This window comes from Leifsonia sp. Leaf336, assembly GCF_001423695.1.
In the GTDB taxonomy this organism is placed as follows: domain Bacteria; phylum Actinomycetota; class Actinomycetes; order Actinomycetales; family Microbacteriaceae; genus Leifsonia.
The window spans coordinates 1,836,704-1,861,900 of sequence record NZ_LMOZ01000001.1; the positions used below are offsets into that span (position 1 = coordinate 1,836,704).

The 25,197-nt window shown below is 69.1% G+C and carries 27 protein-coding genes and 2 tRNA genes; 17 read left to right on the forward strand and 12 right to left on the reverse strand.

The genetic code is table 11. The annotated features are described in order from the left end of the window. Positions 1-4 precede the first annotated feature (4 nt). Positions 5-763, reverse strand: coding sequence for a hypothetical protein (locus tag ASF88_RS08820; protein ID WP_055916458.1), 759 nt, complete (start codon positions 761-763; stop codon positions 5-7). 39 nt (positions 764-802) lie between these two features. Between ASF88_RS08820 and ASF88_RS08825 the strand changes: the two genes are divergently transcribed. After that, the gene (locus ASF88_RS08825; RefSeq protein ID WP_055916460.1) at positions 803-1,684 is read left to right on the forward strand and encodes an acyl-CoA thioesterase; all 882 of its coding nucleotides are present in this window, start codon (positions 803-805) and stop codon (positions 1,682-1,684) included. Positions 1,685-1,720: 36 nt separating this feature from the next. Here the strand turns inward: ASF88_RS08825 and ASF88_RS08830 are convergent, their stop codons facing one another. Beyond that, on the reverse strand, positions 1,721-2,413 hold the full coding sequence (locus ASF88_RS08830) for an anti-sigma factor family protein (protein ID WP_055916463.1): 693 nt from the start codon (positions 2,411-2,413) through the stop codon (positions 1,721-1,723). Further along, complete coding sequence (locus ASF88_RS08835; RefSeq protein ID WP_055916465.1) at positions 2,410-2,922, reverse strand: sigma-70 family RNA polymerase sigma factor; 513 nt, start codon at positions 2,920-2,922, stop codon at positions 2,410-2,412. The genes ASF88_RS08830 and ASF88_RS08835 overlap by 4 nt, the downstream gene beginning before the upstream one ends. Before the next feature lie 125 nt (positions 2,923-3,047). Between ASF88_RS08835 and ASF88_RS08840 the strand changes: the two genes are divergently transcribed. After that, positions 3,048-3,476, forward strand: coding sequence for a QcrA and Rieske domain-containing protein (locus ASF88_RS08840; RefSeq protein ID WP_055916467.1), 429 nt, complete (start codon positions 3,048-3,050; stop codon positions 3,474-3,476). A gap of 10 nt (positions 3,477-3,486) precedes the next feature. Here the strand turns inward: ASF88_RS08840 and ASF88_RS08845 are convergent, their stop codons facing one another. From ASF88_RS08845 to msrA, 5 genes are all read right to left on the reverse strand, one after another. Then, a complete protein-coding gene (locus tag ASF88_RS08845) occupies positions 3,487-3,972 on the reverse strand; it encodes an acyl-CoA thioesterase (protein ID WP_055916469.1) in 486 nt (161 codons plus the stop codon). Positions 3,973-3,982: 10 nt separating this feature from the next. Continuing rightward, positions 3,983-5,665 carry an energy-dependent translational throttle protein EttA gene (gene ettA, locus ASF88_RS08850; RefSeq protein ID WP_055916471.1) on the reverse strand — a complete coding sequence of 561 codons (1,683 nt, stop codon included), beginning with the start codon at positions 5,663-5,665 and terminating at the stop codon, positions 3,983-3,985. Positions 5,666-5,793: 128 nt separating this feature from the next. Then, positions 5,794-6,336, reverse strand: a complete 543-nt coding sequence (locus tag ASF88_RS08855) for a DUF6993 domain-containing protein (protein WP_055916953.1) — start codon at positions 6,334-6,336, stop codon at positions 5,794-5,796. Between the two features lie 10 nt (positions 6,337-6,346). Next, positions 6,347-6,835 carry a single-stranded DNA-binding protein gene (locus ASF88_RS08860; protein ID WP_235493344.1) on the reverse strand — a complete coding sequence of 163 codons (489 nt, stop codon included), beginning with the start codon at positions 6,833-6,835 and terminating at the stop codon, positions 6,347-6,349. A gap of 27 nt (positions 6,836-6,862) precedes the next feature. Continuing rightward, positions 6,863-7,390 carry a peptide-methionine (S)-S-oxide reductase MsrA gene (msrA, locus tag ASF88_RS08865; protein WP_055916475.1) on the reverse strand — a complete coding sequence of 176 codons (528 nt, stop codon included), beginning with the start codon at positions 7,388-7,390 and terminating at the stop codon, positions 6,863-6,865. A gap of 107 nt (positions 7,391-7,497) precedes the next feature. Here msrA and ASF88_RS08870 point away from each other — a divergent pair, with 107 nt between their 5' ends. Next, positions 7,498-8,292: a hypothetical protein gene (locus ASF88_RS08870; RefSeq protein WP_082518815.1), complete on the forward strand. Its 795-nt coding sequence runs from the start codon at positions 7,498-7,500 to the stop codon at positions 8,290-8,292. Positions 8,293-8,406: 114 nt separating this feature from the next. Here the strand turns inward: ASF88_RS08870 and nadE are convergent, their stop codons facing one another. After that, a complete protein-coding gene (nadE, locus tag ASF88_RS08875; protein ID WP_055916476.1) occupies positions 8,407-9,249 on the reverse strand; it encodes an ammonia-dependent NAD(+) synthetase in 843 nt (280 codons plus the stop codon). A gap of 75 nt (positions 9,250-9,324) precedes the next feature. Here nadE and ASF88_RS08880 point away from each other — a divergent pair, with 75 nt between their 5' ends. After that, the gene (locus ASF88_RS08880) at positions 9,325-10,542 is read left to right on the forward strand and encodes a cation:proton antiporter (RefSeq protein ID WP_055916956.1); all 1,218 of its coding nucleotides are present in this window, start codon (positions 9,325-9,327) and stop codon (positions 10,540-10,542) included. Positions 10,543-10,560: 18 nt separating this feature from the next. Here the strand turns inward: ASF88_RS08880 and ASF88_RS08885 are convergent, their stop codons facing one another. Then, entirely contained in the window at positions 10,561-11,415 is an 855-nt protein-coding gene (locus ASF88_RS08885; RefSeq protein ID WP_055916478.1) for a LysR substrate-binding domain-containing protein, read from the reverse strand. A gap of 207 nt (positions 11,416-11,622) precedes the next feature. Between ASF88_RS08885 and ASF88_RS08890 the strand changes: the two genes are divergently transcribed. The 3 genes from ASF88_RS08890 to ASF88_RS08900 all read left to right on the forward strand — a co-directional run bounded on the left by ASF88_RS08890 (position 11,623) and on the right by ASF88_RS08900 (position 13,640). Next, complete coding sequence (locus ASF88_RS08890) at positions 11,623-12,927, forward strand: MFS transporter (RefSeq protein WP_055916959.1); 1,305 nt, start codon at positions 11,623-11,625, stop codon at positions 12,925-12,927. Between the two features lie 43 nt (positions 12,928-12,970). Continuing rightward, positions 12,971-13,046, forward strand: a tRNA-Arg gene (locus tag ASF88_RS08895). Between the two features lie 60 nt (positions 13,047-13,106). Next, the gene (locus tag ASF88_RS08900; protein WP_055916479.1) at positions 13,107-13,640 is read left to right on the forward strand and encodes a 2'-5' RNA ligase family protein; all 534 of its coding nucleotides are present in this window, start codon (positions 13,107-13,109) and stop codon (positions 13,638-13,640) included. Here ASF88_RS08900 and ASF88_RS08905 read toward each other — a convergent pair. Further along, entirely contained in the window at positions 13,603-13,905 is a 303-nt protein-coding gene (locus ASF88_RS08905; protein ID WP_055916962.1) for a thioredoxin domain-containing protein, read from the reverse strand. The genes ASF88_RS08900 and ASF88_RS08905 overlap by 38 nt on opposite strands. A 96-nt stretch (positions 13,906-14,001) precedes the next feature. Here ASF88_RS08905 and ASF88_RS08910 point away from each other — a divergent pair, with 96 nt between their 5' ends. From ASF88_RS08910 to ASF88_RS08925, 4 genes are all read left to right on the forward strand, one after another. Next, a complete protein-coding gene (locus tag ASF88_RS08910) occupies positions 14,002-14,859 on the forward strand; it encodes an SGNH/GDSL hydrolase family protein (RefSeq protein ID WP_082518816.1) in 858 nt (285 codons plus the stop codon). A 10-nt stretch (positions 14,860-14,869) separates the two neighbouring features. Beyond that, positions 14,870-15,493 carry an oligoribonuclease gene (gene orn / locus ASF88_RS08915; protein ID WP_055916481.1) on the forward strand — a complete coding sequence of 208 codons (624 nt, stop codon included), beginning with the start codon at positions 14,870-14,872 and terminating at the stop codon, positions 15,491-15,493. 60 nt (positions 15,494-15,553) lie between these two features. Then, positions 15,554-15,629 (forward strand) — tRNA-His (locus ASF88_RS08920). Positions 15,630-15,831: 202 nt separating this feature from the next. After that, the gene (locus tag ASF88_RS08925) at positions 15,832-17,874 is read left to right on the forward strand and encodes a glycosyl hydrolase family 28-related protein (RefSeq protein WP_055916483.1); all 2,043 of its coding nucleotides are present in this window, start codon (positions 15,832-15,834) and stop codon (positions 17,872-17,874) included. Between the two features lie 27 nt (positions 17,875-17,901). Here the strand turns inward: ASF88_RS08925 and ASF88_RS08930 are convergent, their stop codons facing one another. Further along, entirely contained in the window at positions 17,902-18,462 is a 561-nt protein-coding gene (locus ASF88_RS08930; protein WP_055916485.1) for an ArsR/SmtB family transcription factor, read from the reverse strand. Between the two features lie 75 nt (positions 18,463-18,537). Between ASF88_RS08930 and ASF88_RS08935 the strand changes: the two genes are divergently transcribed. The 6 genes from ASF88_RS08935 to ASF88_RS08960 all read left to right on the forward strand — a co-directional run. Next, complete coding sequence (locus ASF88_RS08935; protein WP_055916487.1) at positions 18,538-19,800, forward strand: MFS transporter; 1,263 nt, start codon at positions 18,538-18,540, stop codon at positions 19,798-19,800. A 320-nt stretch (positions 19,801-20,120) separates the two neighbouring features. Then, on the forward strand, positions 20,121-20,912 hold the full coding sequence (locus ASF88_RS08940) for a hypothetical protein (RefSeq protein WP_055916489.1): 792 nt from the start codon (positions 20,121-20,123) through the stop codon (positions 20,910-20,912). 61 nt (positions 20,913-20,973) lie between these two features. Beyond that, entirely contained in the window at positions 20,974-22,053 is a 1,080-nt protein-coding gene (locus ASF88_RS08945; RefSeq protein WP_082518817.1) for a hypothetical protein, read from the forward strand. A gap of 74 nt (positions 22,054-22,127) precedes the next feature. Further along, positions 22,128-22,409, forward strand: a complete 282-nt coding sequence (locus ASF88_RS08950) for a metallopeptidase family protein (RefSeq protein WP_442915022.1) — start codon at positions 22,128-22,130, stop codon at positions 22,407-22,409. A gap of 615 nt (positions 22,410-23,024) precedes the next feature. Beyond that, positions 23,025-24,568 (forward strand): DUF7507 domain-containing protein (locus tag ASF88_RS21145; RefSeq protein WP_442915023.1); only part of this gene is annotated, 1,544 nt, incomplete at its 3' end. Positions 24,569-24,597: 29 nt separating this feature from the next. Continuing rightward, a partial coding sequence (locus ASF88_RS08960; protein WP_055916493.1) for a DUF7507 domain-containing protein occupies positions 24,598-25,197 on the forward strand: 600 nt, incomplete at its 3' end.

Sequence of the window (25,197 nt, forward strand, 5' to 3'; positions counted from 1 at the left end):
CGCGTCAGCCGCGCAGGCTCCAGGCCTGACGGCGGATGAGAGTGTGACCGCGGCGGGTCGTCAGCCGGGTCCACGGCCCCGTCTCCAGGATCGTGACCGGCTCGCCCGCCGCCAGGAAGCCCAGGCTCTCCGCGGCGAACGCAGCACCGGCCGGAACGTATTCGAGACCGTCGATCGGCCGGCCCCACACCTCGGCGCGCACCCGCTGGACGAGTTGCTCCCCCGTGCCGGTGGGCACCGCGTTCGCGACCTCCGCGATGCCCGTGGCCGCCGTCGACTCCAGCAGCTCGTACGTCGTCTCGCCCACCTGGCGCCACCCGCCACGCGGCGGGGAGATGCCCGCCCAGGTCACCGAGGGGGCCTCCATCGGCAGCCGCACCTCCAGCGGAGCGCTCTCGACCGCACCGTCGACGGCGCCGCTCTCGTCGCCGTCGCGCCCCTCTTCTTCGACGGAGCCCTGCTCCGACGCAGCTGCGGCGCTCTCGGCCGCCTCACGCACCCGCGCCAGCCGGTCGAGGAGCGAGCGGATGGGCACGACGACGTCGAAGGCGACCTCGGGGCCGGTCAGGAAGGTGCGCAGCCCGAGCACCGTCGGCGTCTGATCGAGCAGCCCCCGCGGATAGAGGATGGCGGTGTACACGGCCAGCACGCCCGATCCGGCGATCAGGCGCACCGACCCCTCCTCGACACGGGCGGCCCGAGACAGGTAGGTCTGCAGGTCGGCGGCGGCGAGGGTGTCCTGGAGAGAAAACGACTGGTTCATCTGCGCTCTAAGCTACTAGAGACATCGGACGGAGACACTGTGACAGAGCCCCTCGAATCGCTGCTCGCCGCGCTCGACCTCACCGACACCGGTGCCCGGACGAGCGAGGACATCTTCACCGGACCCTCCCAGTGGATGCCGCTGGGCCGCGTGTTCGGCGGTCAGGTGCTCGCGCAGTCGATCGTGGCGGCCACACGCACGGTCACCGACGACCGCAGCATCCACTCGATGCACGGGTACTTCCTGCGGCCGGGCGACGTGAACTTCCCGATCACCTTCTCGGTCGACCGCATCCACGACGGCCGATCGTTCTCGACCCGGCGCACCCAGGCGTACCAGAACGGCCTGCCGATCCTGTCGATGATCGCGTCGTTCCAGACCGAGGACGACGGGGTGGAGCACCAGGTGACGATGCCGCAGGGCCTTCCCAACCCTGAGACGCTGCCGAACTCCGCCGCCACGCTCGAAGACGTCGAGCACCCGGTGGCGCAGTACTGGGCGAGCCAGCGGCCGTTCGACATGCGGCACGTGCCGTCGCCGATCTACCTCACGGTCGAAGGCCCGCACGTCGCGCACCAGGCGGTCTGGTTCCGCGCGATCGGAACCCTGCCGGACGACCCCTCCCTCCATCGTGCCGCGCTCGCCTACGCGAGCGACTACACGATCATGGAGTCGGTGATGCGCCGGCACGGCGTGGCCTGGGCCACCCCCGGGCTCAAGGCCGCCAGCCTCGACCACGCCATGTGGTGGCACCGGCCCGCCCGCGTCGACGAGTGGCTGCTCTACGTGCAGGAATCCCCCAGCGCCAGCGGCGGGCGCGGCCTGTCGCTCGGGCGGATCTTCAGCCGCGACGGGCGTCTGGTCGCCAGCGTGGCCCAGGAGGCGACCATCCGCGTTCCCGGAGCCGCGACGCGCGACTGACGGCGGCGCTGCGCCGCTGCGGTGAGCGGCGACCCGCTAGCCGAAGGTGCTGCGCAGCAGTACCGTTCCGTTCGCCGCCGACCTGATGTCGATCGCCGCGATGTCGGAGACCGGCACGCTCGTGGTCGCAATCGGGACGACCGTGCTTCCTTCCGTCGCGGTCCACGTCGAGATCTGGGTCTGCTTCCCGGAGCGGTCGGTCACGACCATCGCGTAGGTCCAGGTGTGTCCGCCGTCGTCTCCCGGTACCTTCGCATAGGTGCACCGGGAGTCGATCCGGGTTCCCCACGGCTCCGAGGTGAGCCGGACGTCGGCGGCCAGCGCGCTCGGCACGACCTGCTCCATGGCGACGCTCGTGCCGGGCGACGGCGTCTGGAGCGCGCCGGGGATCGCGATCGCGAGGACGCCGACGAGCACCGCGGCGGCGACGGCCGCCAGGCCGCCGACCAGCCAGCGCGACCGGCGTCGGCGCTTGCGCGCCTGATCGAGCAGGGAGGGAAGCACCTCGGCGCCCAGACCGGCATCCTGCGGCGCCTCCTCGTCGAGGAGGGCGAAAGCCTGCTCCCGCGGCACCCGGCCGAGCAGCCCGGGCATCCCGGCCAGCTCGCCGACGGCGGAGGCGCACCGATCGCATTCGTGGAGGTGCTCTTCGTACTGCTTGCGCTCGCTCGGCGAGAGGGAGCCGAGCACGTAGGCGGCATCCCAGGTGGCGAACTCGTCGTGGTTCATCGCTCCGTCACCCCCCGCTCCTGCAGCGCCAAGCGCATGGCGCGCAGTCCATAGTGCAGCCGGGACTTGACCGTGCCCTCCGGGATCTCGAGCTCGCGCGAGATCTCGGCGATGGACCGGCCGCCGTAGTACGCGTGGACGATGACCGCGCGGTGCTCGTCGGAGAGCTCGGCCAGCGCGTCGGAGACCAGCCAGGCGTCCAGCACCGCGTCGGCGCCGTCGTCGGCCGAGGGCCGCTCCGGAAGCGTGTCGGTGCCGAACTCGTGCTGGCTGTGCGCGCTGCGCTTGTCGTCGATGACGATGTTGCGCGCGACGGTGAACAGCCAGGCGCGCGCGGACTGCTGGGACTGGTCCAGCACCGCTGGTCTGCGCCAGGCACGCAGCAGGGTCTCCTGCACGACATCGTCGGCCATCGCTCGATCGCCGGTGAGGTGGACGACATAGCGCCACACGGCCTGCGCGTGCTGGTCGTGCAGTTCCCGCAACAGGCGTGCGTCCTCATCCGGCATAGTCACCTCCTGACCTTTAGCACGAAGCCGGTGATGAAAAGGTTCAGAACACCGTGAGTGAACCGGACCCTCTTCGCTCTCGTGCTTACGCTAGGAGAAAGCACCGCCGAACGGGAGGATCCACGATGACCGATTCCACACCGCTCACGCGACGTACCCTCGTCCAGATCGGCGGCGCGTCCGCAGCAGGCGCGGGGGTGCTCCTGCTCGCGGCGTGCACGCCGGGAGGGTCCGGAGCGACCGGTGGGTCGGGCAACGGCGGCACGGCCACCGTCGAACTCTCGTCGATCCCTGTCGGCGGTGCGGTCTCCGCCTCCCTCGGTTCGACGCCGATCGTGGTCGCGCAGCCGAAGGCCGGCGAGGTGGTGGCCTTCAGTGCCGTGTGCACGCATCAGGGCTGCACGGTCGCGCCGCAGGGCGACGAGTTCGACTGCCCGTGCCACGGCTCGCGCTTCAACGGGTCGACGGGCGATGTTCTGCAGGGCCCGGCCAGTAAGCCGCTGACCAAGCTCACGGCCACCGTCTCCGGCAACAAGGTCACGATCACCTCGTAGCGCGAGGCGTTCAGCGCTTCGTGAAGGTGACGGGGTCGTCGAGGTAGGGCGTCCAGGCGGAGCGCTCACGGTCGTTGATGCGACGCGGTCGCTGGGTCGTGGCGTCGACCAGCACGATCGTGGTCGCCGCCCGCGAGAACAGCGTTCGCGGTTCGACGCCCTCCGGCGACCACACCTCGTAGTTGACCTCGAGGCTCGCACCGCCGAGACGTCCGAGCCAGAGCTGCACGTCGAGCGGCTGCCGCAGGTACGGGATCGGTGCGAGGTATTCGATCTCCTGCCGCGCGATCAACGTCAGGGTGTCCGCTCCCGGACGGCCGTCGAGCACCGCCGTCGAGCCGCCGACCGCCTCGCCGCTGCCGTGACCCGAATCGTCGGGTGCCCAGAACGCCTCGATGCGCGCCTCTTCGAGGAGGCGCAGCATCTCGGCGTTGTTGACATGCCCGTACGCGTCGAGATCGCTCCAGCGCAGCTTGATCGGAACGTGCAGTCGCATCGACCCTGCCTCAGTCGCGGGTGAGCTTGCGGTAGGCCGACCGGTGCGGCTTGGCCGCGTCGGGGCCGAGGCGCTGGACCTTGTTCTCTTCGTACGCCTCGAAGTTGCCCTCGAACCAGTACCAGTCGGACGGGTTCTCCTCGGTGCCCTCGTAGGCGAGGATATGGGTCGCGATGCGGTCGAGGAACCACCGGTCGTGGGTGATGACCACGGCACAGCCGGGGAACTCCAGCAGCGCGTTCTCGAGACTGGACAGCGTCTCGACGTCGAGGTCGTTGGTCGGCTCGTCGAGCAGCAGGAGGTTGCCGCCCTGCTTGAGGGTGAGCGCCAGGTTGAGACGGTTGCGCTCACCGCCCGAGAGCACGCCGGCCTTCTTCTGCTGGTCCGGTCCCTTGAACCCGAAGGTGGAGACGTAGGCGCGCGACGGCACCTCGGTCTTGCCCACCTGGATGTAGTCGAGACCGTCGGAGACGACCTCCCACACGTTCTTGTTCGGGTCGATGCCGCCGCGGGTCTGATCGACGTAGGAGATCTGCACGGTCTCGCCGACCTTGAGGTCACCGCCGTCGAGGGGCTCGAGGCCCACGATCGTCTTGAACAGCGTCGTCTTTCCCACACCGTTCGGGCCGATCACGCCCACGATGCCGTTGCGCGGCAGCGTGAAGGTCAGGCCGTCGATCAGCACCCGGTCGCCGAAGCCCTTCTGCAGGTTCTTCGCGTCGATCACGATCTGGCCCAGGCGCGGCCCCGGCGGGATCTGGATCTCTTCGAAGTCGAGCTTCCTGGTGCGCTCCGCCTCGGCCGCCATCTCCTCGTAGCGCGCCAGACGCGCCTTGGACTTGGCCTGGCGCCCCTTGGCGTTGCTGCGCACCCAGTCGAGCTCGTCGGAGAGACGCTTGGCCAGCTTGGCGTCCTTCTTGCCCTGCACCTCCAGGCGATCGCGCTTCTTCTCGAGGTAGGTCGAGTAGTTGCCCTCGTACGGATACAGGTGTCCGCGGTCGACCTCGGCGATCCACTCGGCCACGTGGTCGAGGAAGTACCGGTCGTGTGTGACGGCGAGCACGGCGCCGTGGTACTTGGCGAGGTGCTGCTCCAGCCAGAGCACGCTCTCGGCGTCGAGGTGGTTGGTGGGCTCGTCGAGCAGCAGGAGGTCGGGCTTCTGCAGCAGGAGCTTGCAGAGCGCGACGCGACGCTTCTCGCCGCCGGAGAGCGTGTTCACGGGCCAGTCGCCCGGCGGGCAGCGGAGCGCGTCCATCGCCTGCTCGAGCTGGGAGTCGAGGTCCCAGGCGTCGGCCGCGTCGATCTGCTCCTGCAGCGTCCCCATCTCGGCCAACAGGGTGTCGAAGTCGGCGTCCGGGTCGGCCAGCAGGCCGGAGATCTCGTTGAAGCGGTCGACCTTGCCCTTGATCTCGCCGACGCCCTCCTGCACGTTCTCGAGGACCGTCTTGTTCTCGTCGAGCAGCGGCTCCTGCATGAGGATGCCGACCGTGTAGCCCGGAGACAGCTTCGCATCGCCGTTGGACGGGGTGTCGAGGCCGGCCATGATCTTCAGGATCGTCGACTTACCGGCGCCGTTCGGCCCGACGACGCCGATCTTGGCCCCCGGGAGGAACGCCATCGTGACATCGTCCAGAATCACCTTGTCGCCGACCGCCTTGCGCGCCCTGACCATCGAGTAAATGTATTCGGCCACTCTTTTCCTAAACTCCCTGTCGTGGATTCGCGCTGCCCTGGATTCGCGCTGCCCTGGATTCGCACAGGCAACCGGCGCGCCGGCGGCTCGACCGCGGGGCGCGCAGCCCTGTACGAGGATACCGGCTACTACCAGTCGATAGGTCGGGTCTGGCCGATCAGGCACCCGCCGGTGGCCAATGTGGCGGACGTCGTGCTCTCGTAGCCGCCCGCGTCGGCACCGTACTGGCCGATGAGGCAGGTGTCGCCCAGCTGCACCGAGAACTGGATCGAGTTGGCCGCGAGGCCGATCGTCGTCGTGTCAGCCGTGACCTGCATGTCGCTCTTGGTGAACCCGGCGGCGACGAGCGCGTCGATGAAGTCGCGGCCGTGCGCCCCCGCGTTGGCGGCGATGGTCGCCTGGTTGACCTTGTCGAAGTACGGGAGGTTCTGGCTGGCCGTGCCGCCGGGCACGAGGGCGGGCGCGGCTGGCGCCGAGGACGTCGGTGTGGGAGTCGAGCTGGGGGCCGGGGCCGAGTGCGTCTGCGTCGGGATCGCGTGCGGCGGCGCGCTGCACGCGCTCAGCGCGACGGCGAGAGCGAGGGCCATGCCGGCGAGAGCCGCGCCGGCGAGGCCCGCCGCAGGCGACCTCCACCGGTGTCGGGCGGCGGTCGGACGGGCCTTCGCTGTCATGCTGACCACACTAGGGCTCCCGAGCTGTGGGATCTCCTCGAACCTCCTCATGCTCGACGAGCGGCGCGTGGGCCACGAACCGCGTGAACACGCTGCTCCCCCAACTCAGGTCGTGGCCGATGGCGTCCGCCTCGATCTCGGCGGTCACGCCCTCCGGTTCACCCTCCCAGTCGCGCACGCGCAGTCGTCCTGACACCACCAGTGGATCGCCCCGGGCCACGCAGCCGGCGGCGCTCACAGCCAGCTGGTGCGTGGCGGTCACGGTGTACCAGTTGTGCTCCGCGCTCCGCCCGTGCCCGGTCACCAACCGGAAGATCGTCACCGGCGCACCGGCCTCCGGTGTCACGTGCCTCGGCCTTGTCGCCACGACCCCGCGCACCGCCACCGCATCCGTCATCGTCTCCCCCGTCTCCGACCTCCCGACGAGGTCGAGACCACTCTCGCCGACGGCGGCTCGGCCCACTGCGGGAAGCCGTGGATCAGTGGAGAACCCGATCACTCCGAGAACTGTGGAGGAGCGAAGCCATCAGGCCGCGATCACGTACGGAGCGTACGACGCGCGGATCTTGTTGACCTTCGGAAGGGCGACGGCCAGGCAGTAGCCCTGGCCGGGGTTCTTCGCGAAGAAGTCCTGGTGATACTCCTCCGCCCGGTAGAACGCGCCGAGCTGCTCGATCGTCGTCACGACGCCGCCCTCCCAGTATTCGGACGCCCGGTCGCGCGCCGCCTCGAACAGCTGCCGCTGCGCGTCGCCGTCGGGAAACATCGCCGAACGGTACTGCGTGCCGACATCCGCGCCCTGGCGGTTCAGCTGACGGGGGTCGTGCAACGTGAAGAACACGTCGAGGATCACGTCGGCCGGGATGACCTCCGGATCGAATGTCACCGCGACCGCTTCGGCGTGTCCGGTCGTGCCGGTGCACACCTCCTCGTAGCTCGGGTCGACGGTCGTGCCGCCGGTATAGCCGGACACCACGTCCTGCACGCCCCGAAGGACGCGGTACACCGCGTCCAGGCACCAGAAGCAGCCGCCGGCGAGGACGAAAGTCTCCATCGCTCACATTCCCTTCGATCGTCGTCACCCTCATTCTCCTCCGCGGGATGCGCGACACAGCGCCCGCCCTGCCCGCCCCGGCGTCGAGACGCCGTTACCATCGCGGCATGCAGTGGTGGAATGACTTCGTCGACTGGCTCAACTCGTCGGCCGCCCAGCCCGCGGTCTTCAATGCGGTGGTCCTCGCGATCGCCGTCATCGTCTCCGGATTGCTCGCCGCGTGGATCGCGCGCGGCGCCCTCCGCGGACTCCTCAAACGCACCGACCGCCAGCAGAAGGCCAGCGCGATCGCCGCGCTCGTCGACGCGGCGACCGAGGCGTCCGTCTGGAACTCGCTGACCCCCGCGGAGCAGGTGCTCTCGGACCGCGCCGTCGGCCAGGCCGACATCCTGGTGCGGCTGCTCCCGATCAAGGGAGCGGGGATCGCCGCCACCTGGGCAGGCCACCAACTCGCCGAGATGAAGCGCGCGTCGGCGACCTTCGGATACCAGCTCGACCCCGCGATCGCGGAATTCCGCGACCGTCTCATCGAGTGGCAGAACAAACCGAGCCGCGCACGCCGCATCTTCCAGGGCGACCTCGAGCGCTGGCGGTTCGAGTCAACCGACACCGACCGCACGCTGCTGGCCCAGCAGGATGCCTGGGTCGCCCAGCAGCACCACGAGCAGTACGCTCAGCCTGCCGCCGCATCGAGCACGCCGACCGCCCCGGCCGCCCAAGCGGCCCAGGCGGCCCCCGCAGCTCCGACGGCTCCCGCGACGACGCGTTTCGCCACCGACCCGAGTGCCACGAGTCCGGTTGCCACCGGCGAGCAGGCGTCCCTCCCGGTGTCGGCCTTCGCCGCCTCCGGCGACAACAACGACACGTCCCCCAGCCCGCGCTTCGGCCAGCCCGTCGGCTGACCAGCGCACCACAGCCACCCGAACCCGCTCCGGGCCACCCACCACGGAACGAAGGGGCGCCGACCATCCGGTCGGCGCCCCTTCGTCGTTCGTCGCACACAGGCGACGGCCGGATCAGCGCGTGTAGTCGCCGCGCTCGATCCACCAGTCGTCGAACAGGCTCGCCGGCACGCGCCGCTTGTGCTCGGTCGCCAGATACCGGGTCTCGATCGCCGACGCGACCTCTTCCGACACCTCCGCGCCCTCGAGGAAGTCGTCGATGTCGCCGTACTGGATGCCCAGGTTCGCCTCGTCGGTCTGACCGGGGTCGAGATCAAGGAGGTCCGCCGTCGGCGCCTTCTCGTACAGTCGAGCCGGCGCGCCCAGATGCTCGAGCAGCGCCCGGCCCTGTCGCTTGGTGAGCCCGGTCAGCGGGAGGACGTCGGCACCCCCGTCGCCGTACTTGGTGAAGAAGCCCGTGACCGCCTCCGCCGCGTGGTCGGTGCCGACCACCAGCAGCCGGCGCTGACCGGCGATCGCGTACTGCGCGACCATCCGCACGCGCGCCTTGACGTTGCCCTTGTTGAAGTCGGTCAGCGATTCGCCGAGCGCGTCGGCGAACTCGGCCTGAACTCCGTCGACGCCGCGCTGGATGTTGAACGTCACCGCCTGCTGCGGCCGGATGAACGACAGCGCCAGTTGCGCGTCGTCCTCATCGTGCTGCACGCCGTACGGCAGGCGCACGGCGAAGAACTCGGCATCGACGCCGTCTTGACCGAGGCGCTCCACCGCGAGTTGGCACAGCCGGCCGGCGAGCGAGGAGTCCTGCCCGCCGCTGATACCGAGCACGAAACCGGAGGCCCCTGTCGCCTTCAGATACCGGACGAGGAAGTCCACTCTGCGCTCGACCTCCCCCGCGGGGTCGATGACCGGGGAGACATTCAGCTCGTCGATGATTCTGGCTTGGAGATCACGCATGACGACACATTAGCCCGCGCGGATTTCGTGCGTATGAACTCCCCGTCGGGCGCGCGGGCCTCTAGCATCGGCACCATGGATCCGAAGGTCGCCACCATCGTCCTGGTCCCACTGCTCGCGGTCGTCGCCGCCCTCCTCGCGTCGCTGGTCGGGCGGGTGGCCAAGATCCCGCTCGTCGTGTTCGAGATCGTGCTCGGCATCCTGGTCGGGCCGAGCGTGCTGGGCTGGGTCCCGGCCTCGGGCGCCCTGCACGCGGTCGGCCAGTTCGGCCTGGCGTTCCTCTTCTTCATGGCGGGCAACGAGATCGACTTCCACGCGATCCGCGGGCGGCCGTTGCGCCGCGCCTCCCTCGGCTGGCTGATCTCCCTCGTCGCCGGTGTGCTGATCGGCGTGCTGCTGGCGCCCGATCCGATCGCCGGCGTCTACGTCGGCATCGCCCTGTGCTCGACGGCGCTGGGAACCCTGATGCCGATGCTGCGCGACGCGGGCGAGTTGCGCACACCGTTCGGGCTCGCGGTCACCGCGGTCGGCGCCGTCGGCGAGTTCGGGCCGCTGCTCGCGATCTCGTTGTTCCTGAGCGGGCGCAGACCGCTCGCGGCCGCGCTGGTGCTGATCGCGTTCGCACTGATCGCCGCCGCGGCGGTCTGGTTCGCGGCGCGGGGAGGACACGAACGCTTCCACGCCCTGGTGCGGGCGACGCTGCACACGAGCGGACAATTCGCCATCCGGTTCGTCGTGCTCGTGGTGGCCGCGCTCGTCGGGCTGAGCCTCGCCCTCGGGCTGGACATGCTGCTCGGCGCCTTCGCCGCCGGCGTCATCTGCCGCGTGCTGCTCAGCGGGGCGAAGGAGGAGGACGCCCGGCTGATCGAGACCAAGCTGGAGGCCGTGGCGTTCGGCGTGCTGGTGCCGGTCTTCTTCATCGAGACCGGGATCACCTTCGACCTCCGTACGCTCGTCAGCGACCCGCACGCGCTCCTGCTGCTGCCGATCCTCCTGGTCCTGCTGCTCGTCGTCCGCGGCCTCCCCGGCTCGATCGCGGCCCCGGCCGGGTCCACCTTCGCCGACCGGGCCTCCCTGACGCTGTTCAGCGCCACCGGACTGCCGATCATCGTGGCGGTCACCAGCATCGGCGTCGCCGACCACGATCTGACCAAGGCCACGGCGACCGCGCTGGTCGGCGCCGGAATGCTCTCGGTGCTAATCTTCCCGGTCGTCGCGCTCACGCTGCGCCGCCGCTCGGCCGACGGCGGCCTCCGCCCTCCCGACCCGGATCGCGTGCCGCTGGAGGGATGAGACCGCGCCGCGCGCAGGTCAGGGCACTCGTGTGACCGCTCGGGCCAGGATCGCCGTGGTGAGCGCCTCCACCGGCTCGCGCGCCGCCGACGGGTTCGACAGCAGGGTGAAGTCGACATGGCCGAGCTCCGGCAGCCCGAAGCGATTGGTCACCTTGATCAGATCGGTCGGGATGAGCGAACGCGGGAAGACGGCGACCCCCAACCCCGCCCGCACCGCCGCCAGCACGCCGTTGACTTCGCGCGTGTTGCAGGTGATCCGCCAGGTGCGCCCGGCCTGCTCCAGCGCCTCGATCGTGATCTGCCGGCTCAGGCTCGGGCCCTGGTAGGCGATCAGCGGCACCGGCGCATCCGGCTCGAGCGCGGTCTTCTCCTGCCCGATCCACACCAGCTCGTCGGTGGCGACGACCGTGCCTTCGGTGGTGCCGGGGTTCTGCTTGATGAAGATCAGGTCGAGATGGCCGGCCTGAAGACGGCGATGCAGCGGGCCCGACTGGTCGACCGTGAGCTCGAGATTGACCTGGGGGTTCTGCTGCCGGAAGTGCCGGAGGATGCGCGGGAGGGTCGTGATCGCCAGGTCGTCCGCGGCACCGAAGCGCAGCCTGCCTCGCATCGCCGACCCGCTGAAGTAGCTGTCCGCCTCGGCGTGGGCGGCAAGGATCGTGCGGGCGAACCCGGCCATCGCATCCCCGTTGTCGGTGAGCCGCACCTCCCGCGTGTCCCGGGCGACGAGCTGGCGCTTCGCCGCCTGCTCCAGCCTCCGCACGTGCTGACTCACGGTCGGCTGGCTGATGCCGAGGCGCTGGGCCGCCCGCGTGAACGAGCGGGTGTCGGCGATCGCCAGGAACGTCCGGAGCAGGACCGGGTCGAACATACGACCTCCATCGCGTCGAGAGAATCATTGCGAAACCCAATGGGAGTTATAGGGTCGATTCGCTGAAAGAATAGCGCGGATTCCGTAGCGTTGAAGGAAGCAGATCAGCATACGAAACCAGGAACGCAGGAAATCCCCGTGGCGAACACCTCCGCAGCCGTCCCCGCCCCAGCCACCTCCACCCCCTCGGCCCCGCCCACCGGCCCGATGCCGGTGCTCTCGGCACGGCCGCCGTGGCGCGAGACCTTCATCTCGCTCCGCGTGACCAACTACCGCCGCTTCGCCGCCAGCAACCTGGTCGCCAACACGGCGGTGTGGATGCAGCGCATCGCGATGGACTGGCTCGTCCTCCAGCTCTCGGGAAGCGTGGCCGCCGTCGGCATCACGGTCTTCATGCAGTTCACGCCGATGCTGATCTTCGGCCTCTGGGGCGGCGTCATCGCCGACCGCTACTCGAAGCAGCGCCTGCTCGTCTGCACGCAGTCGGCGGCGGCGGCCCTCGCCGCGCTGCTCGCCGTGCTGACACTCAGCGGCGCCGTGCAGGTCTGGCACGTCTACGCGATCTCCTTCGCGCTCGGCCTCGTCACCGTCGTCGACAACCCCACCCGCCAGGTCTTCGTCAATGAGCTCGTCGGCCCCACCTACCTCCGCAACGCGATCAGCCTCAACTCCTCCATCTTCCAGCTCGGCGGCCTGATCGGCCCGGCGCTGGGAGGCATCCTGATCACCGCGGTCGGCGGCGGCTGGTCGTTCGCCATCAACTCGGTCGCCTGTCTGGCGGTCGTCGGGTCGCTGCTCAGCCTCCGCCGCGGCGAGCTGCACCACTCCCCCGCGGTCCCGCGCGGAAAGGGCCAGCTGACCGAGGGGATGCGCTACGTGCGGCGCAAGCCGGTCATCTTCTGGACCGTGGTGATGGTCGCGGTGCTCGCGGTCTTCGCGTTCAACATGCCGGTGTTCCTGGCCGCATACGCGAACGACGTCTACGACGTCGGGGCTCAGGGCTACGGGATGTTCAACGCGCTCGTCGCCGCCGGCGCGCTCGCCGGCGCCCTCGCCTCCACCCGGCGCACCTCGGTGCGGCTCTCGATGGTCGTCGGAACGGCAGCCGCGCTCGGCGTCGTGCAGGCGCTCGCCGGATTCGCACCGGGCGAGATCGCCTTCAGCGTGCTGCTCGTCGGCATCGGCGTCGGCAACCTCCTGTTCATCACCGCGGCCAACTCGCTGGTGCAGATGTCGTCGAACGTGCAGATCCGCGGCCGCGTGATCTCGCTCTACATCCTCGTCCTCCTTGGCGGACAGGCGCTCGGCGGCCCGCTCATGGGCTGGATCGTGGAGGCGCTCGGCCCGCACGTCGCGATGGCGATCTCTGGGCTCGTGCCCGCGGTCGCCGCAGTGGTCGTGGCGCTGATGATCGCCCGGAACGCAAGCCTGCGGTTGCGGTTCGGCCTCCGCGGACGCCGCCCCGTGATCGCGATCGTCAACCGCGCAGGAAAGGCGGGCGCGTCGCTGTAGCTCGAAATCAAGCGGGGAACGGCTGCGGTATCGTGGAATCCGCGCCCCCGTAGCTCAGCGGATAGAGCAGGAGCCTTCTAATCTCTTGGTCGCAGGTTCGATTCCTGCCGGGGGCACCACTGTGCCGGAGCAGCTCTCGCGGCCCCTCCGGGGCTCCGCGCTTGCCATAGAGTCGGTTCGTGAAAACCTATGCGGTCGTCGCATTGTTCGATCCGCTCGACATCGGGACGACTCTCAGTCGCCAGGCATGGCCGGCGCACGTCACCCTCGCCTCGAACTTCACCGCTGCCGCGCCCGCTGACCAGATTGTCGGGGTCGTCGCAGACGCCGCCCCGATCGCCGAGCCATTGAGCGTTCGCATCGGCGAAGCCGCGCTGTTCGGGCCGAACAACGATGTGCCAGTCCGGGTCGTGGATTCGGAACAGGCGGTCAGGGTGCACAACCTCCTTGCTGATAACCTCGAATCCCTCCACGGCTTCGCGGCTGAAGAGCCGGCGTACTGGCGAGAGGGATACCGGCCCCACCTGACCCTCGGCCCATCGGTGATCGCGAAGGAGGGCGACCGCGAAACTGCGAGCTACGTCGCGGTCGTGGAGATCCTGGACAGCGACGCCAAGGTCCGCGCTCTACTCTTCGGCGGAGCGCCGACTGCGCGCGGGTCACGCACTCGATCGATCAGAGCGCGCGCGCTGCCGCGACGAGCACCTGATTGAGCGTGGGAACGCCCACCGCACGGAACACCTCCGAGCCGTCGGCGCCGTTCACGATGACGGTCGGCGTCGAGTGGATGCCGGCGTCCTCGGCGCGCTCGGACTCGCGCGCGACATCGTGTTCGACCACCCGCAACGACGGGACGATCCTGGCCGCCTCCGCGAGCACCGCTCTGGTCTGCATGCACGGCTCGCAGAAGGCCGATGAGTACAGGGTCAGCTCGACCTCCCGGGTGACGGGACGGTCAACAGAGGGTGTCGCATCCACGACCACCAGTGTACGTCCGGCGAATTCCCGGCGACGATCCCGCAACCAACCACGGCGCGACACCCGGGCGCAACCCGGGCGACCGACAATCGGGACGTGAGCCGGACCACCTATACACGGTACGTGGCCCTCGGGGACTCGATCACCGAGGGGCTCTGCGATCCTGCCCCCGCCCGCCCGGGGACCTGGCTGGGGTGGGCCGATCGGCTCGCAGGCATCCTCGATGGGGACGCCCGTCTCTCCGGACACACCGTCGAGTTCGCCAACCTCGCGGTGCGCGGCCGGCGCATCGCCGACGTCGTCGGAGAGCAGGTCCCCGGCGCGCTCGCCCTGAAACCCGACCTCGTCTCGGTGCTCGTCGGCGCCAACGACCTGATGAGTCCCGCGGCGGACCCGGACGCCCTGGCCGAGCGGCTCGCCGACGGCGTGCGCATGCTCCGGGCGCACGGCACGACCGTGCTGCTCGCCAATCTGTTCGACCCTCAGTTCGCCTTCTTCCTCAAGCCGTTCCGCGGCCGTGCGGCGGTGTTCAACGCGAACATCTGGAGCATTGCACGCGATCACCACGCCGTCGTGCTCGACGTCTGGGGCGTGCGCGAGTTCCGCGACCCGGCGATGTGGGGCGCGGACCGCGTGCACCTCAGCTCGCGCGGCCACCGCCTCCTCGCGGCGCACGCGGCCCACGCGCTCGGCGTGCCGTATGCGGAGACCACGGTCGTCGAGGCCTCCGACGGCCACGAACCGCCGATGCCGTCCACCGAGACGACCGACGACCTGCCGTTCCGCACCTGGCTCCGCGTCCACGCCATCCCGTGGGCGGCCCGGCGCCTCCGCGGGATCTCGTCCGGCGACGGGCTCAGCCCCAAGCTCCCGCAGGCGCAGCCCGTGCGCACTCAGCCGTTGCGTGCTCAGGCCCTGGGCACTCAGCCGCGGATGGTCGGAGGCCCGCACTAGACTGGCCAGCATGGCTGCCTCTACGGATCGACTGGTCTGGATCGACTGCGAAATGACCGGACTCGACCTCGAGGTCGACGAGCTCGTGGAGATCGCCGTCGTGATCACCGACTTCGAGCTGAACGTGCTCGACCCCGGCCTCAGCATCGTCATCAAGCCCGACGCCTCCGCCCTCGCCAACATGAACGACTTCGTGCGCGACATGCACACGACCTCCGGACTCATCGAGGAGATCCCGCACGGCAAGAGCCTCGCCGAAGCCGAGTACGAGGTGCTGGAGTACGTGCTCAAGTTCGCGCCGGGAGCACGCACCGCCCCGCTCGCCGGTAACACGATCGGCACCGACCGGATGTTCCTGGCCAAGTACATGCCCCGCCTCGACAACCACCTCCACTACCGCAATGTCGACGTCTCCTCCATCAAGGAGCTCGCCCGTCGCTGGTACCCGCGCGTCTACTTCAACGCGCCGGAGAAGAACGGCGGGCACCGCGCGCTGGCCGACATCCTCGAGTCGATCCGCGAGCTCGACTACTATCGCGCAGCGGCGTTCGTGGGCGAGCCGGGGCCGACCACGGAGCAGACCCAGGAGGCCGCCGCGGGCGTGGTGGAAAAATGGGCCGCTCGGATGTATTAGAATCGATGAGTTGCCTCGGACGGAACGGTCATCCCGGATGACCTCCGAACGTGGAGCATGGTGGGTATAGCTCAGCTGGTAGAGCGCCTGGTTGTGGTCCAGGAGGTCGCGGGTTCAAGCCCCGTTACTCACCCCAAATAGACCGAAGGGCACGTTGTCACAACGACGACGTGCCCTTCGTCGTTCGCGGCCCGCTTGCACGATATTGCAACAGTTGCGCAAAGAATCGACAGTTTCTCGACAATTCACGTGAAGGCCTTGTGGCCCGATTCGGGTGCCCGTATTCTCGGGCGCAGTCGGGCGGCGTCGGGGCCGCCCGCCTCTCGAGAGGACCGTCGATGACGACACGAACTCCCGCCCGGTTCCGCACGATCGCGGCGATCGCCGCCGCTGCCGCCGCCCTCGGCATCGGCCTCACCGGCGGACCGGCACTCGCGGCACCCGCACCATCCGCGCCCGCGACGCCGAGCCCGGTCAGCCGCGCCGCCCTCGATCCGGCGCTCACCGCGGGCCGCGGCGCAGACCTCGGCATCACCGAGCAGGAGGCCGAGAAGGCCACGACCACCGGCACGGTGATCGGACCGGATCGCACGGCCTATACGCTCGCCGCCGAGGCCTCCGGACGCTCCGCCGTCTCCCTCAAAGCGGGCCAATACGTCGAGTTCACCCTCGCCGCCCCCACCAACGCCCTCACGGTGCGCTACAGCCTGCCCGACGCGCCCAATGGCGGCGGGATCACGGCACCCCTCGCCGTCACGCTGAACGGCGGCGCACAACAGCGGATGACCCTGACCTCGCAGTACAGCTGGCTGTACAACCAGTACTCGTTCAGCAACGACCCGAACGCCGGGCTCTTGCACCCGGACTGGTGGATCACCGAATGCAACTGCGTACCCGATGCGACGACTCCGGCGCCGACCGTTTCCACACCGTTCCGCCCGATGCACTTCTACGACGAGCAGCGCCTCCTGCTGAGCCGTAGTTATCCGGCAGGCACCCGCGTGCGCCTCGCCGCCCCGGCCGGCACTCCCGCCGCCACCACCACGATCGACCTCCTCGACTCGCAGCTGGTCGCTCCGCCCCACGTACGACTCGTAGCAGCGAACGTCCTCCTGTTCGGTGCCGACCCCACCGGTCGCAGAGATGCTGCGCCGGCGTTCGACAAGGCCATCGCCTTCGCCAAGAAGGCCCACCTGCCGGTCTACGTTCCGCCGGGGATCTACCAGGTGAACCGCCACATCATCGTCGACGACGTCACGATCGAGGGCGCAGGCAGCTGGTACACGATCATCAGAGGCCATGAGGTCGCGCTCGCGACCCCCGCCCCCGACGGCTCCGTGCACACGGGCGTCGGCTTCTACGGCAAGGACGCAGCGGCCGGAGGCTCCCACAACGTCCACCTTTCGGGTTTCGCGATCGAAGGCGACGTCCGCGAGCGCGTGGACCTCGATCAGGTCAACGGGATCGGGGGCGCCTTGAGCGACTCCACCATCCAGGGCCTGTACATCCACCACACCAAGGTCGGGATCTGGCTGGACGGTCCGATGCACGGGCTGAAGATCGCCGACACGGTCATCGCCGACCAGATCGCGGACGGCGTGAACTTCCACCGCGGGGTGACGGACTCCAGCGTCTCGAACAGCCTGATCCGCAACACCGGTGACGATGGGCTCGCGATGTGGTCGGAGACGACAGCCGACGCCGGCGACACGTTCGACCACAACACCGTCCAGACGCCGACTCTGGCGAACGGGATCGCGGTCTACGGCGGCACCGACAACACGGTGTCGGCCAACCTCGTCGCCGACCCGATCAGGGAGGGCAGCGCCATTCAGGTCGGCAGCCGCTTCGGCGCGGTGCCGTTCAGCGGTCGGCTCGCGATCGCGGACAACACCACCGTGCGCGCGGGAACGTACGAGCTCAACTGGAACATCGGACTCGGCGCGATCTGGTTCTACGCGCTCGAGCACTCGATCGACGCGGACATCGAAGTCACCGGGGACGCGTTCCTCGACAACACCTACAACGCGATCATGCTCGTCGCCGATTGGCCCGTGAAGGATCTGTACTCGATCACCAACGTGCACTTCGCGGACATCCACGTCGATGGCACCGGCACGAGCGTCGTGAGCGCCCGCGCGGCGGGTTCGGCGTCGTTCCAGAACGTGGACGCGCGCAATGTGGGCGCCGTCGGGGTGAACAACTGCGGATCGTTCCACTTCACACCGGCCGGTTCGGAGTTCTCGCTCGACGACCTCGGGGGCAACGACGGCGGCGGCACCACCGGTGCGTGGCTCGCCCCGTGGGAGCTTCCGAACACGATCACCTGCGACGACCGTCCGCCGGTGGTGGCCCCTCCCGCGCCGTCGCCCTGGTCATGACGGCCTGACGGATCCGCCCGGCCGGGTTCAGTCGGCGGAGCGGTGCAGCAGGAAGATTCCCCCGTGCGCCGGCAGATGCCTGCGCTGGTCATCGGTCTCGACGTACTCGTCGATGACCGCGACGATCCGGCGGTCGAGTTCGGCGACATCCTCCGGAGACAGGTGCAGCGAGAACCGCGAGTATGTGGCGATGGAGGCCGGCCGCGCCTCCGCGAGCTCCTGCTGGAACGCCTCGACGGGTGCCAGGCCCTGGCCGGTGGCGACATCGTCCACGGGCAGCGACAGCCACCAGCTCTTGCGCGTCGACCGGTAGGGCTTCTCCAGGGCGCCGCTCTCGCCGGAGCGCACCGCGGCCGGCTCCAGGAATCCCGCGGCCACGAGCTGGCGCACGTGGTAGTAGACGGTGCCCGCGTCCTCCCCCAGGCGATCGGCCAGCTGCTTGTTCGTCAGCTCGCGGTCGCCGCACAGCCGCAGGATGCGCACCCGCAACGGGTGCGACAGCGCCTTGATCTCTTTCGCCGACGCCGGACGCCGCTTGGCGTCGGGGTCGCCCGACGGCAGAGGTACGGCAGCATCCTGCGAAGACATGCAGCCATCGTATTCGCTGATTGAGTTTTCTCACACCGATTGAATTTTCTCAATCATTGTGGAAGCGTGAGAGTCGTGACAGCAGAACGTCTCGGATCCCGCTACTGGAAGCTCTGGACCTCCTCCGCGCTCTCCAACCTCGCCGACGGCGTCATGAAGGTCGCGCTCCCACTGGTCGCCATCCGCTACACGGACTCCCCCGCGCTGATCGCCGGCCTCACGTTCGCCTTCACGCTCCCCTGGCTCCTGTTCGCCCTGCTGGCCGGCGCGCTCGCCGACCGGTTCGACCGCCGTCGGCTCATGCTCGTCGCGAACGCGGCTCGCTCGGCGTTCCTCGCCTGTCTCACCGTCGCGGCGGTCGGAGGAGCGGGATCGATCTGGCTGCTCTACGCCGCGGCCGTCTGCATCGGCGTCGCCGAGACCGTCTACGACACCTCGTCGCAGTCGATCCTCCCCCAGCTCGTCGGCAGGGACCTCCTGTCGCGCGCCAACGGGCGCCTCTATGCCGCGGAGCTCACCACCAACCAGTTCATCGGGCCGCCGCTCGGCGGCTTCCTCGTCGCCCTCGGCGTCGGCCTCGCGTTCGGCACGCCCGTGCTGCTCTGGGTCGCCGCGATCGGAATGCTGCTGCTCGTCCGTGGCCGCTTCACCGCCGACCACGCGCGCACCACGACCATCCGCGCCGACATCGCCGAGGGGCTCCGATTCCTCCGGGACAACACGCTGCTGCGCACGCTCGCCGTGATGGTCGGCGGCTTCAACTTCGCCAGCAGCGCGGTCTTCACCGTCCTGGTGCTCTACGCCGTCGGGCCGACCTCCGCGATGAAGCTCACCGACCCCGGCTACGGCCTCCTGCTCACCGCGTCAGCGGTCGGCAGCGTACTCGGAACGTTCCTGGCGGAGCCGGCGGAGCGTCTGCTCGGGAGGTCGCGCTCGCTCACCCTCACCATCCTCGGCTCCCTCCTGACCGTCGCGACGCCCGCGTTCACGACGAACCCGGTGATCATCGGCGCGGGCTTCTTCGTCGGCGGCATCACCGTCTCGATCTGGAACGTGATCACCGTCTCCCTGCGCCAGCGCGTGACACCGCAGCGCCTCCTGGGCCGGCTGAACTCCGCCTATCGGCTGCTGGCGTGGGGCACCATGCCGCTGGGCGCCGCCGCCGCCGGGATCATCGCGCAACTCTTCGGGATCCCCGCGGTCTTCCTCACCATGGGAGGCATCGTCCTGTGTCTGACGATCGGGATGATCTGGGTGACCGACGGCCGCATGGAGGCGGCAGAAGCGGAGGCCGAACAGTTGGACGGTGAGACACAGGCCGCGGCCGCCGAGCGCTGACGCACACACGACTTTTCCAGGGATCATGCCCGAGTTGTCCAGAGTAGGCGTCTAGCGTGAATACCCGACGGCATCGATCGCCGTCCGTGCTGCGCCGTGCGTCCCACCCTGACCCGCGGACGACACCCCCGAAGATCCTGGTGCGGCACACCCGCGTCGAACGCTGCGCTCAGGGCCACAGGCCCACGGGCGCTCCCGTGCGTCCCGGCGCGGTTCCAGCCCGCCCTTTCGACCACTCACCCCCCGGGAGTGGTCACCGCTGTGCGCGCAGCTGAGAAGCTCGCGCGCGGCCTGGCGGGGAAGCCCGACCCAGGAAACCAATGCTCAGTTCTCTTCGTTCCACCCTGCGTTCCTCCAACCTCTCCTTCGGCCGTGTCGTCTCTGGCGCGGCGGCGATCATCATGTCGGCGAGCATCGTCACGCCGATGCTCGCCCAGCAGCAGGAGAGCGAGCGCGCCACCGCCGAACTCTCGCAGTCGACCGGCATCCACCACGACCAGCTCGGTGTCTACGACAAGCTCTGGCGCGACCGCCTCGAGGGCGTCGCCCAGCAGAGCCTCGCCAAGGCCCAGGCCACCGTGCAGGCCAATGCGGCGAAGGCCGACGCCTCCGCCGCCAAGACCGCGATCGCCGGGCTCGACGACTACAAGAAGCTCGACGACTCGAAGCTCCGCAAGAGCATCGACACGACCGACGCCGCGACCGCATCGCTCGCCGCAGCCGGTGTCGCCGCCGATCAGCGCGCCGCTGCAGCAGCCGCTGCCGCCGCCGCCGCGGCAGCCGCCGCCCAGGCCGCGGCCAACACCCCGGACGGCGCCAAGGCCACCGCCCGCAGCATCGCCGCGAGCACCTACGGCTGGGGCGACGACCAGTTCCAGTGCCTCAGCAACCTCTGGAGCAAGGAGTCCGGCTGGAACTACCAGGCCTCCAACGGCAGTAGCGGCGCGACCGGCATCCCGCAGGCGCTCCCCGGCAGCAAGATGGCGTCCTTCGGCACCGACTGGGCATCCAACGCGACGACCCAGATCAAGTGGGGTCTCGACTACATCAAGCGCGGCTACGGCACCCCGTGCAGCGCGTGGGGCCACTCCCAATCCGTCAACTGGTACTGATCCACGAGCGGGCCGATCCCGCGACACGAGGGACGGCGGCCGCGCCGGTAGACTCGCCCAGGTGAGCACCGGCCCGGCCCCCGTCCCTTCGTCGTCTCCCGACATCCGTGGAGCGCACCTCGTCGGGAGCGTCAACCTCCCCGACGCCCAGACGGTGTTCCGCACGGTGAGCGAACATCTCGGCGATCGGCTGCGCCGTATCCCCGACGGGGAGGTCGGCGAACGCTTCTACTGGATCCAGTTCCAGACCAAGCGCTTCGACACGATGAGCGGCCTCTCCCGTATCCCGGTGGAGCCGTACTACCTCCGCGGCATCTTCGACGGCCGGCCGTTCCATCTCGACGAGGGCCTCAGCGCCGACGACCTCGTCTTCCCCGATCTCGGCTATGCGGAGGCCGCCCTCGGTTCCTATTCCGAATTCGCCCGGCTGCGCTCCGCAGGCGTCATCGCCCCCGGAACACGATTCCAGGTCTCGCTCCCCACCCCGGCGGCCGTCATCGGCGCCTTCGTCGTGCCGGAGGATCGCGCAGCCGTCGAACCCGCCTACGAGAGGGCGCTGTTCGCCGAGCTCGCGCGCATCCTCGACGGCATCCCGCACGCCGATCTCGCGATCCAGTGGGACACCGCCGTCGAGTTCGCCCTGCTCGAGGGCCGCATCGAACCGTGGTTCGCGGAAGCCGGCTCCGACCAGGTGCTCGACGGGGTCGTCGCTCGCGCCGTCCGCCAGGCCGCCGCAGTCCCCGACGACGTGGAGGTCGGCTACCACCTCTGCTACGGCGACGTCGAAGAGCAGCATTTCGTCCAGCCGACCGACTCCGGCCGGCTCGCCGCCGTCATTTCCGGTGTCCTCGTCTCGACGCCGCGTCCGATCACCTTCTTCCACCTCCCCGTTCCGATCGAGCGCGACGACGCGGCCTACTTCGCCCCTCTCGCCTCGGTGCAGTTGCCGGAGGACACCGAGTTGTACCTCGGGCTCCTGCACCACGAAGACGGTGCAGATGGCGCTCACCGTCGCGCCGCTGCCGCCGCGACGGCACGGCCCCGATTCGGGGTGGCCACCGAGTGCGGCTTCGGCCGCGGCCCGTCGGAGCGCACCGTGGGCCTGCTCGACCTCCACGCTGCGATCGCCGAATCCTGGTGATCAGGCCCGTGGATCTCGACGCCGACGCTTTCGAGAGGCTCGTCACCGACGAACTCGATCAGCTGCCCGACGAGATGATCGACGGGTTGGAGAACGTGGTGTTCGTCGTGGAAGACCGCCCGGAGGACGGCTCCCTCGACCTCCTGGGCCTCTACGACGGCGTCGCACTGACCGAGCGCGACACGTACGGCTTCGGCGAGATGCCCGACCGCATCATCCTCTACCGCGAGCCGCTCCTCTCCATCTGTGCGAATGAGGACGAGCTCCGCGACGAGATCCACGTGACCCTCGTGCACGAGATCGCTCACTACTACGGCATCGACGACGACCGGCTCCACGAGCTCGGCTGGGCCTGAGACCGAGCCCGCATAGCGGCGTCGTAGCCGCGACGCACCGCGCGGATCCGTACTAAGGCACGGGTGAATCAGGGGCGAACGTTCGCGAGGAGCCGCTGAACACGACGGAGTTCCCGCCGCCTGAATTGCTGGCATTTTCTCGCCCGCTGGCGACCCTACGCCCCGAAATCGCGCGATCGCGCCCTGCTATACAGCCTGTGACGTCCCAGGGAAGTCCGATTCCCATTCGGCCACACAGGTGAGGTGCTCATGTCGATAACAGCTGGTGCTGCGAAGCGGTCCACGAGGTCAACGCTGGCGTTCGCCGCCATCATCGCGCTGCTGATGACGATGCTCGCTGTCACGTCGACGAACTCATCGCCGGCTGACGCAGCGCAGCCGTGGTGCGGTGGAACGACTGTGTTCGGAGTCGTGCCAGACGACCCGGCAGCCAGCCCGACCAACACCGCCCTCGTGGAGATCGACGGCTCGTCGGTCGGCAACGCACAGTTGAGCGGGTCTCTCGTGACGCGGAGCCCAGGAGACACCAACCTCCAGAACGGTCTCGGCCTCACCGCCGACGGTTCAACGGCATACGCCGGTGCCGACAACGGGACCACGATCAGGCGCTACGACATGCTCACCGACACGTGGACGTCGTACCCGGGGCGGCCGCTTCCGGCCGGTGGCGAAGGCGTCGTTGCCGGAGCGGTGGATCCGGTGTCCGGAATCTACTACTTCGGCGAAATCGGCGCAGGGCCGACCGATCCGACGCTCGGTCACCTCTGGGGCTTCGACACCAACACCAATCAGCTCATCAGCCCAGCTCCGCTGATCACGTTCCCGTCGGTCGCCGGTGAGAACAACGGCGACATCGCCTTCGACGGCGCCGGCAACCTGTACATCGTCACTTCGTCGACGACACATGGCGACCTGGAGGTATCTCCCGGACCGCTTCCGACCACTGCAGCACAGGCACAACTGCTCCAGCCGACGCTGCTCAGCGGTTTCACCGTGCCGCCCGCTGCCGGCGCGGCTGTGAACGGAATCGCGTTCGACGCGACCGGCACCCTCTACCTGAGCCTTTCCGGCGCGACCGGCGGGGTCTTCTCGATCGACCCTGGCACCGGCGCGCCTCAGTCGGCTTTGACACCGTTGTCTGCTGCGCTGATCGGCCCGAGCGGCACCGGCCTGGTCGACCTCGCCAGCTGCTCCTTCCCGCCGAGCGTCAGCGCTCAGAAGAACGTGCTCTCGCGGGTCAACCCCACGGATCAGTTCACCCTCTCCGTGACCGGACCGACGGTGAGCCTTCCTGCGACAGCCACGACCGTCGGCACGGCGGACGGCCTGCAGCAGACCGCCGGCGGCCAGATTGTGCAGGCGGGTCCGGCGCTCGCCCGGTTCTCCGACACCTACACGGCCACTGAGACCGCCTCCGGTACGACCGACCTGTCGCAGTACTCCACGACATACAGCTGTGTTGACGTGGTCAATCCCACCAATCCACAGTTCCCCATCACCGGCTCCGGTACGACCGTGAGCTTCCCGCTCGATCCCTTTGTGGGCGAGTCACCGTCGGTCGTGTGCACCTTCACGAACGCGGCGCTGACCTCCGCCCTGACGCTGGAGAAGACGGCGAGCCCGACGGCCGTGAGCACCGTCGGTCAGACGGTGACTTACTCGTTCCTCGTCACGAACACCGGTAGCACCATCCTCACGTCGATCGCGGTCGCGGAGACCGCGTTCTCGGGCACGGGTACGCTGCCCGCGCCGACCTGCCCGACCACCACGCTCGACCCGGGCGACAGCACCATCTGCACCGCCGCATATGACGTCACCGCCGCCGACATCGCCGCGGGCGTCATCGACAACACGGCCGAGGCGAACGGTCTGGACCCGAGCAACGACACGGTCACCAGCCCGGAGGACTCCGCCCAGGTCACCGCGACGCCTGCTGTCGCCGCCTTGGATTTGACGAAGACGGCGAACCCGGCCACCGTGACCGCGGCCGGTGACACCATCACCTACACCTTCCACGTCACCAACACCGGCAACGTCCCGATCGACAGCATCGCCATCCAGGAAGGCAACTTCTCCGGCACCGGCAGCATCTCCGCGATCACCTGCAACGCCACCACCCTCGCCCCCGCAGCCTCCACCGACTGCACCGCCACCTACCANATAACCGAAGTAGTTGTTCTGTGGCACCGTGACCGCGGCCGGTGACACCATCACCTACACCTTCCACGTCACCAACACCGGCAACGTCCCGATCGACAGCATCGCCATCCAGGAAGGCAACTTCTCCGGCACCGGCAGCATCTCCCCGATCACCTGCAACGCCACCACCCTCGCCCCCGCAGCCTCCACCGACTGCACCGCCACCTACCAGGCCACCCAGACCGACATCGACGCAGGMCAGATCWCCAACGACGCCACCGCCACCGGCGACGACCCCACAGGCGACCCCGTCGACAGCCCCCCGGCCGACGCCACCGTCACCGTCACCACCGCACCCGCACTGACCCTCACCAAAACCGTCAACCCCACCACGGGCACCACCGCCGGGCAAACCGTCACCTACTCCTTCCTGATCGAGAACACCGGCAACACCACCATCACCGACCCGACCGCCGCCGAAGTCACCTTCACCGGCACCGGCACCGCCCCGATCATCGACTGCCCCACCGGCATCACCCTCGCCCCCGGTGACAGCACCATCTGCACCGCCCCCTACACCCTCACCCAAGCCGACATCGACGCCGGACACATCGACAACACCGCCGTCGCCACCGGAAACGACCCCGAC

What these genes read in the sequence shown, in the direction of transcription:
- ASF88_RS08950 (WP_442915022.1), top strand. Translation starts at nt 22,128, where the DNA reads ATGATCGACGGGTTGGAGAACGTGGTGTTCGTCGTGGAAGACCGCCCG.
- nadE (WP_055916476.1), bottom strand. Translation starts at nt 9,249, where the DNA reads ATGCGTGATCTCCAAGCCAGAATCATCGACGAGCTGAATGTCTCCCCG.
- ASF88_RS08845 (WP_055916469.1), bottom strand. Translation starts at nt 3,972, where the DNA reads ATGCGACTGCACGTTCCGATCAAGCTGCGCTGGAGCGATCTCGACGCG.
- ASF88_RS08870 (WP_082518815.1), top strand. Translation starts at nt 7,498, where the DNA reads ATGCAGTGGTGGAATGACTTCGTCGACTGGCTCAACTCGTCGGCCGCC.
- ASF88_RS08830 (WP_055916463.1), bottom strand. Translation starts at nt 2,413, where the DNA reads ATGAACCACGACGAGTTCGCCACCTGGGATGCCGCCTACGTGCTCGGC.
- ASF88_RS08890 (WP_055916959.1), top strand. Translation starts at nt 11,623, where the DNA reads ATGCCGGTGCTCTCGGCACGGCCGCCGTGGCGCGAGACCTTCATCTCG.
- ASF88_RS08880 (WP_055916956.1), top strand. Translation starts at nt 9,325, where the DNA reads ATGGATCCGAAGGTCGCCACCATCGTCCTGGTCCCACTGCTCGCGGTC.
- ASF88_RS08940 (WP_055916489.1), top strand. Translation starts at nt 20,121, where the DNA reads ATGCTCAGTTCTCTTCGTTCCACCCTGCGTTCCTCCAACCTCTCCTTC.
- ASF88_RS08885 (WP_055916478.1), bottom strand. Translation starts at nt 11,415, where the DNA reads ATGTTCGACCCGGTCCTGCTCCGGACGTTCCTGGCGATCGCCGACACC.
- ASF88_RS08855 (WP_055916953.1), bottom strand. Translation starts at nt 6,336, where the DNA reads ATGACAGCGAAGGCCCGTCCGACCGCCGCCCGACACCGGTGGAGGTCG.
- ASF88_RS08925 (WP_055916483.1), top strand. Translation starts at nt 15,832, where the DNA reads ATGACGACACGAACTCCCGCCCGGTTCCGCACGATCGCGGCGATCGCC.
- msrA (WP_055916475.1), bottom strand. Translation starts at nt 7,390, where the DNA reads ATGGAGACTTTCGTCCTCGCCGGCGGCTGCTTCTGGTGCCTGGACGCG.
- ASF88_RS08835 (WP_055916465.1), bottom strand. Translation starts at nt 2,922, where the DNA reads ATGCCGGATGAGGACGCACGCCTGTTGCGGGAACTGCACGACCAGCAC.
- ASF88_RS08820 (WP_055916458.1), bottom strand. Translation starts at nt 763, where the DNA reads ATGAACCAGTCGTTTTCTCTCCAGGACACCCTCGCCGCCGCCGACCTG.
- orn (WP_055916481.1), top strand. Translation starts at nt 14,870, where the DNA reads ATGGCTGCCTCTACGGATCGACTGGTCTGGATCGACTGCGAAATGACC.
- ASF88_RS08840 (WP_055916467.1), top strand. Translation starts at nt 3,048, where the DNA reads ATGACCGATTCCACACCGCTCACGCGACGTACCCTCGTCCAGATCGGC.
- ASF88_RS08930 (WP_055916485.1), bottom strand. Translation starts at nt 18,462, where the DNA reads ATGTCTTCGCAGGATGCTGCCGTACCTCTGCCGTCGGGCGACCCCGAC.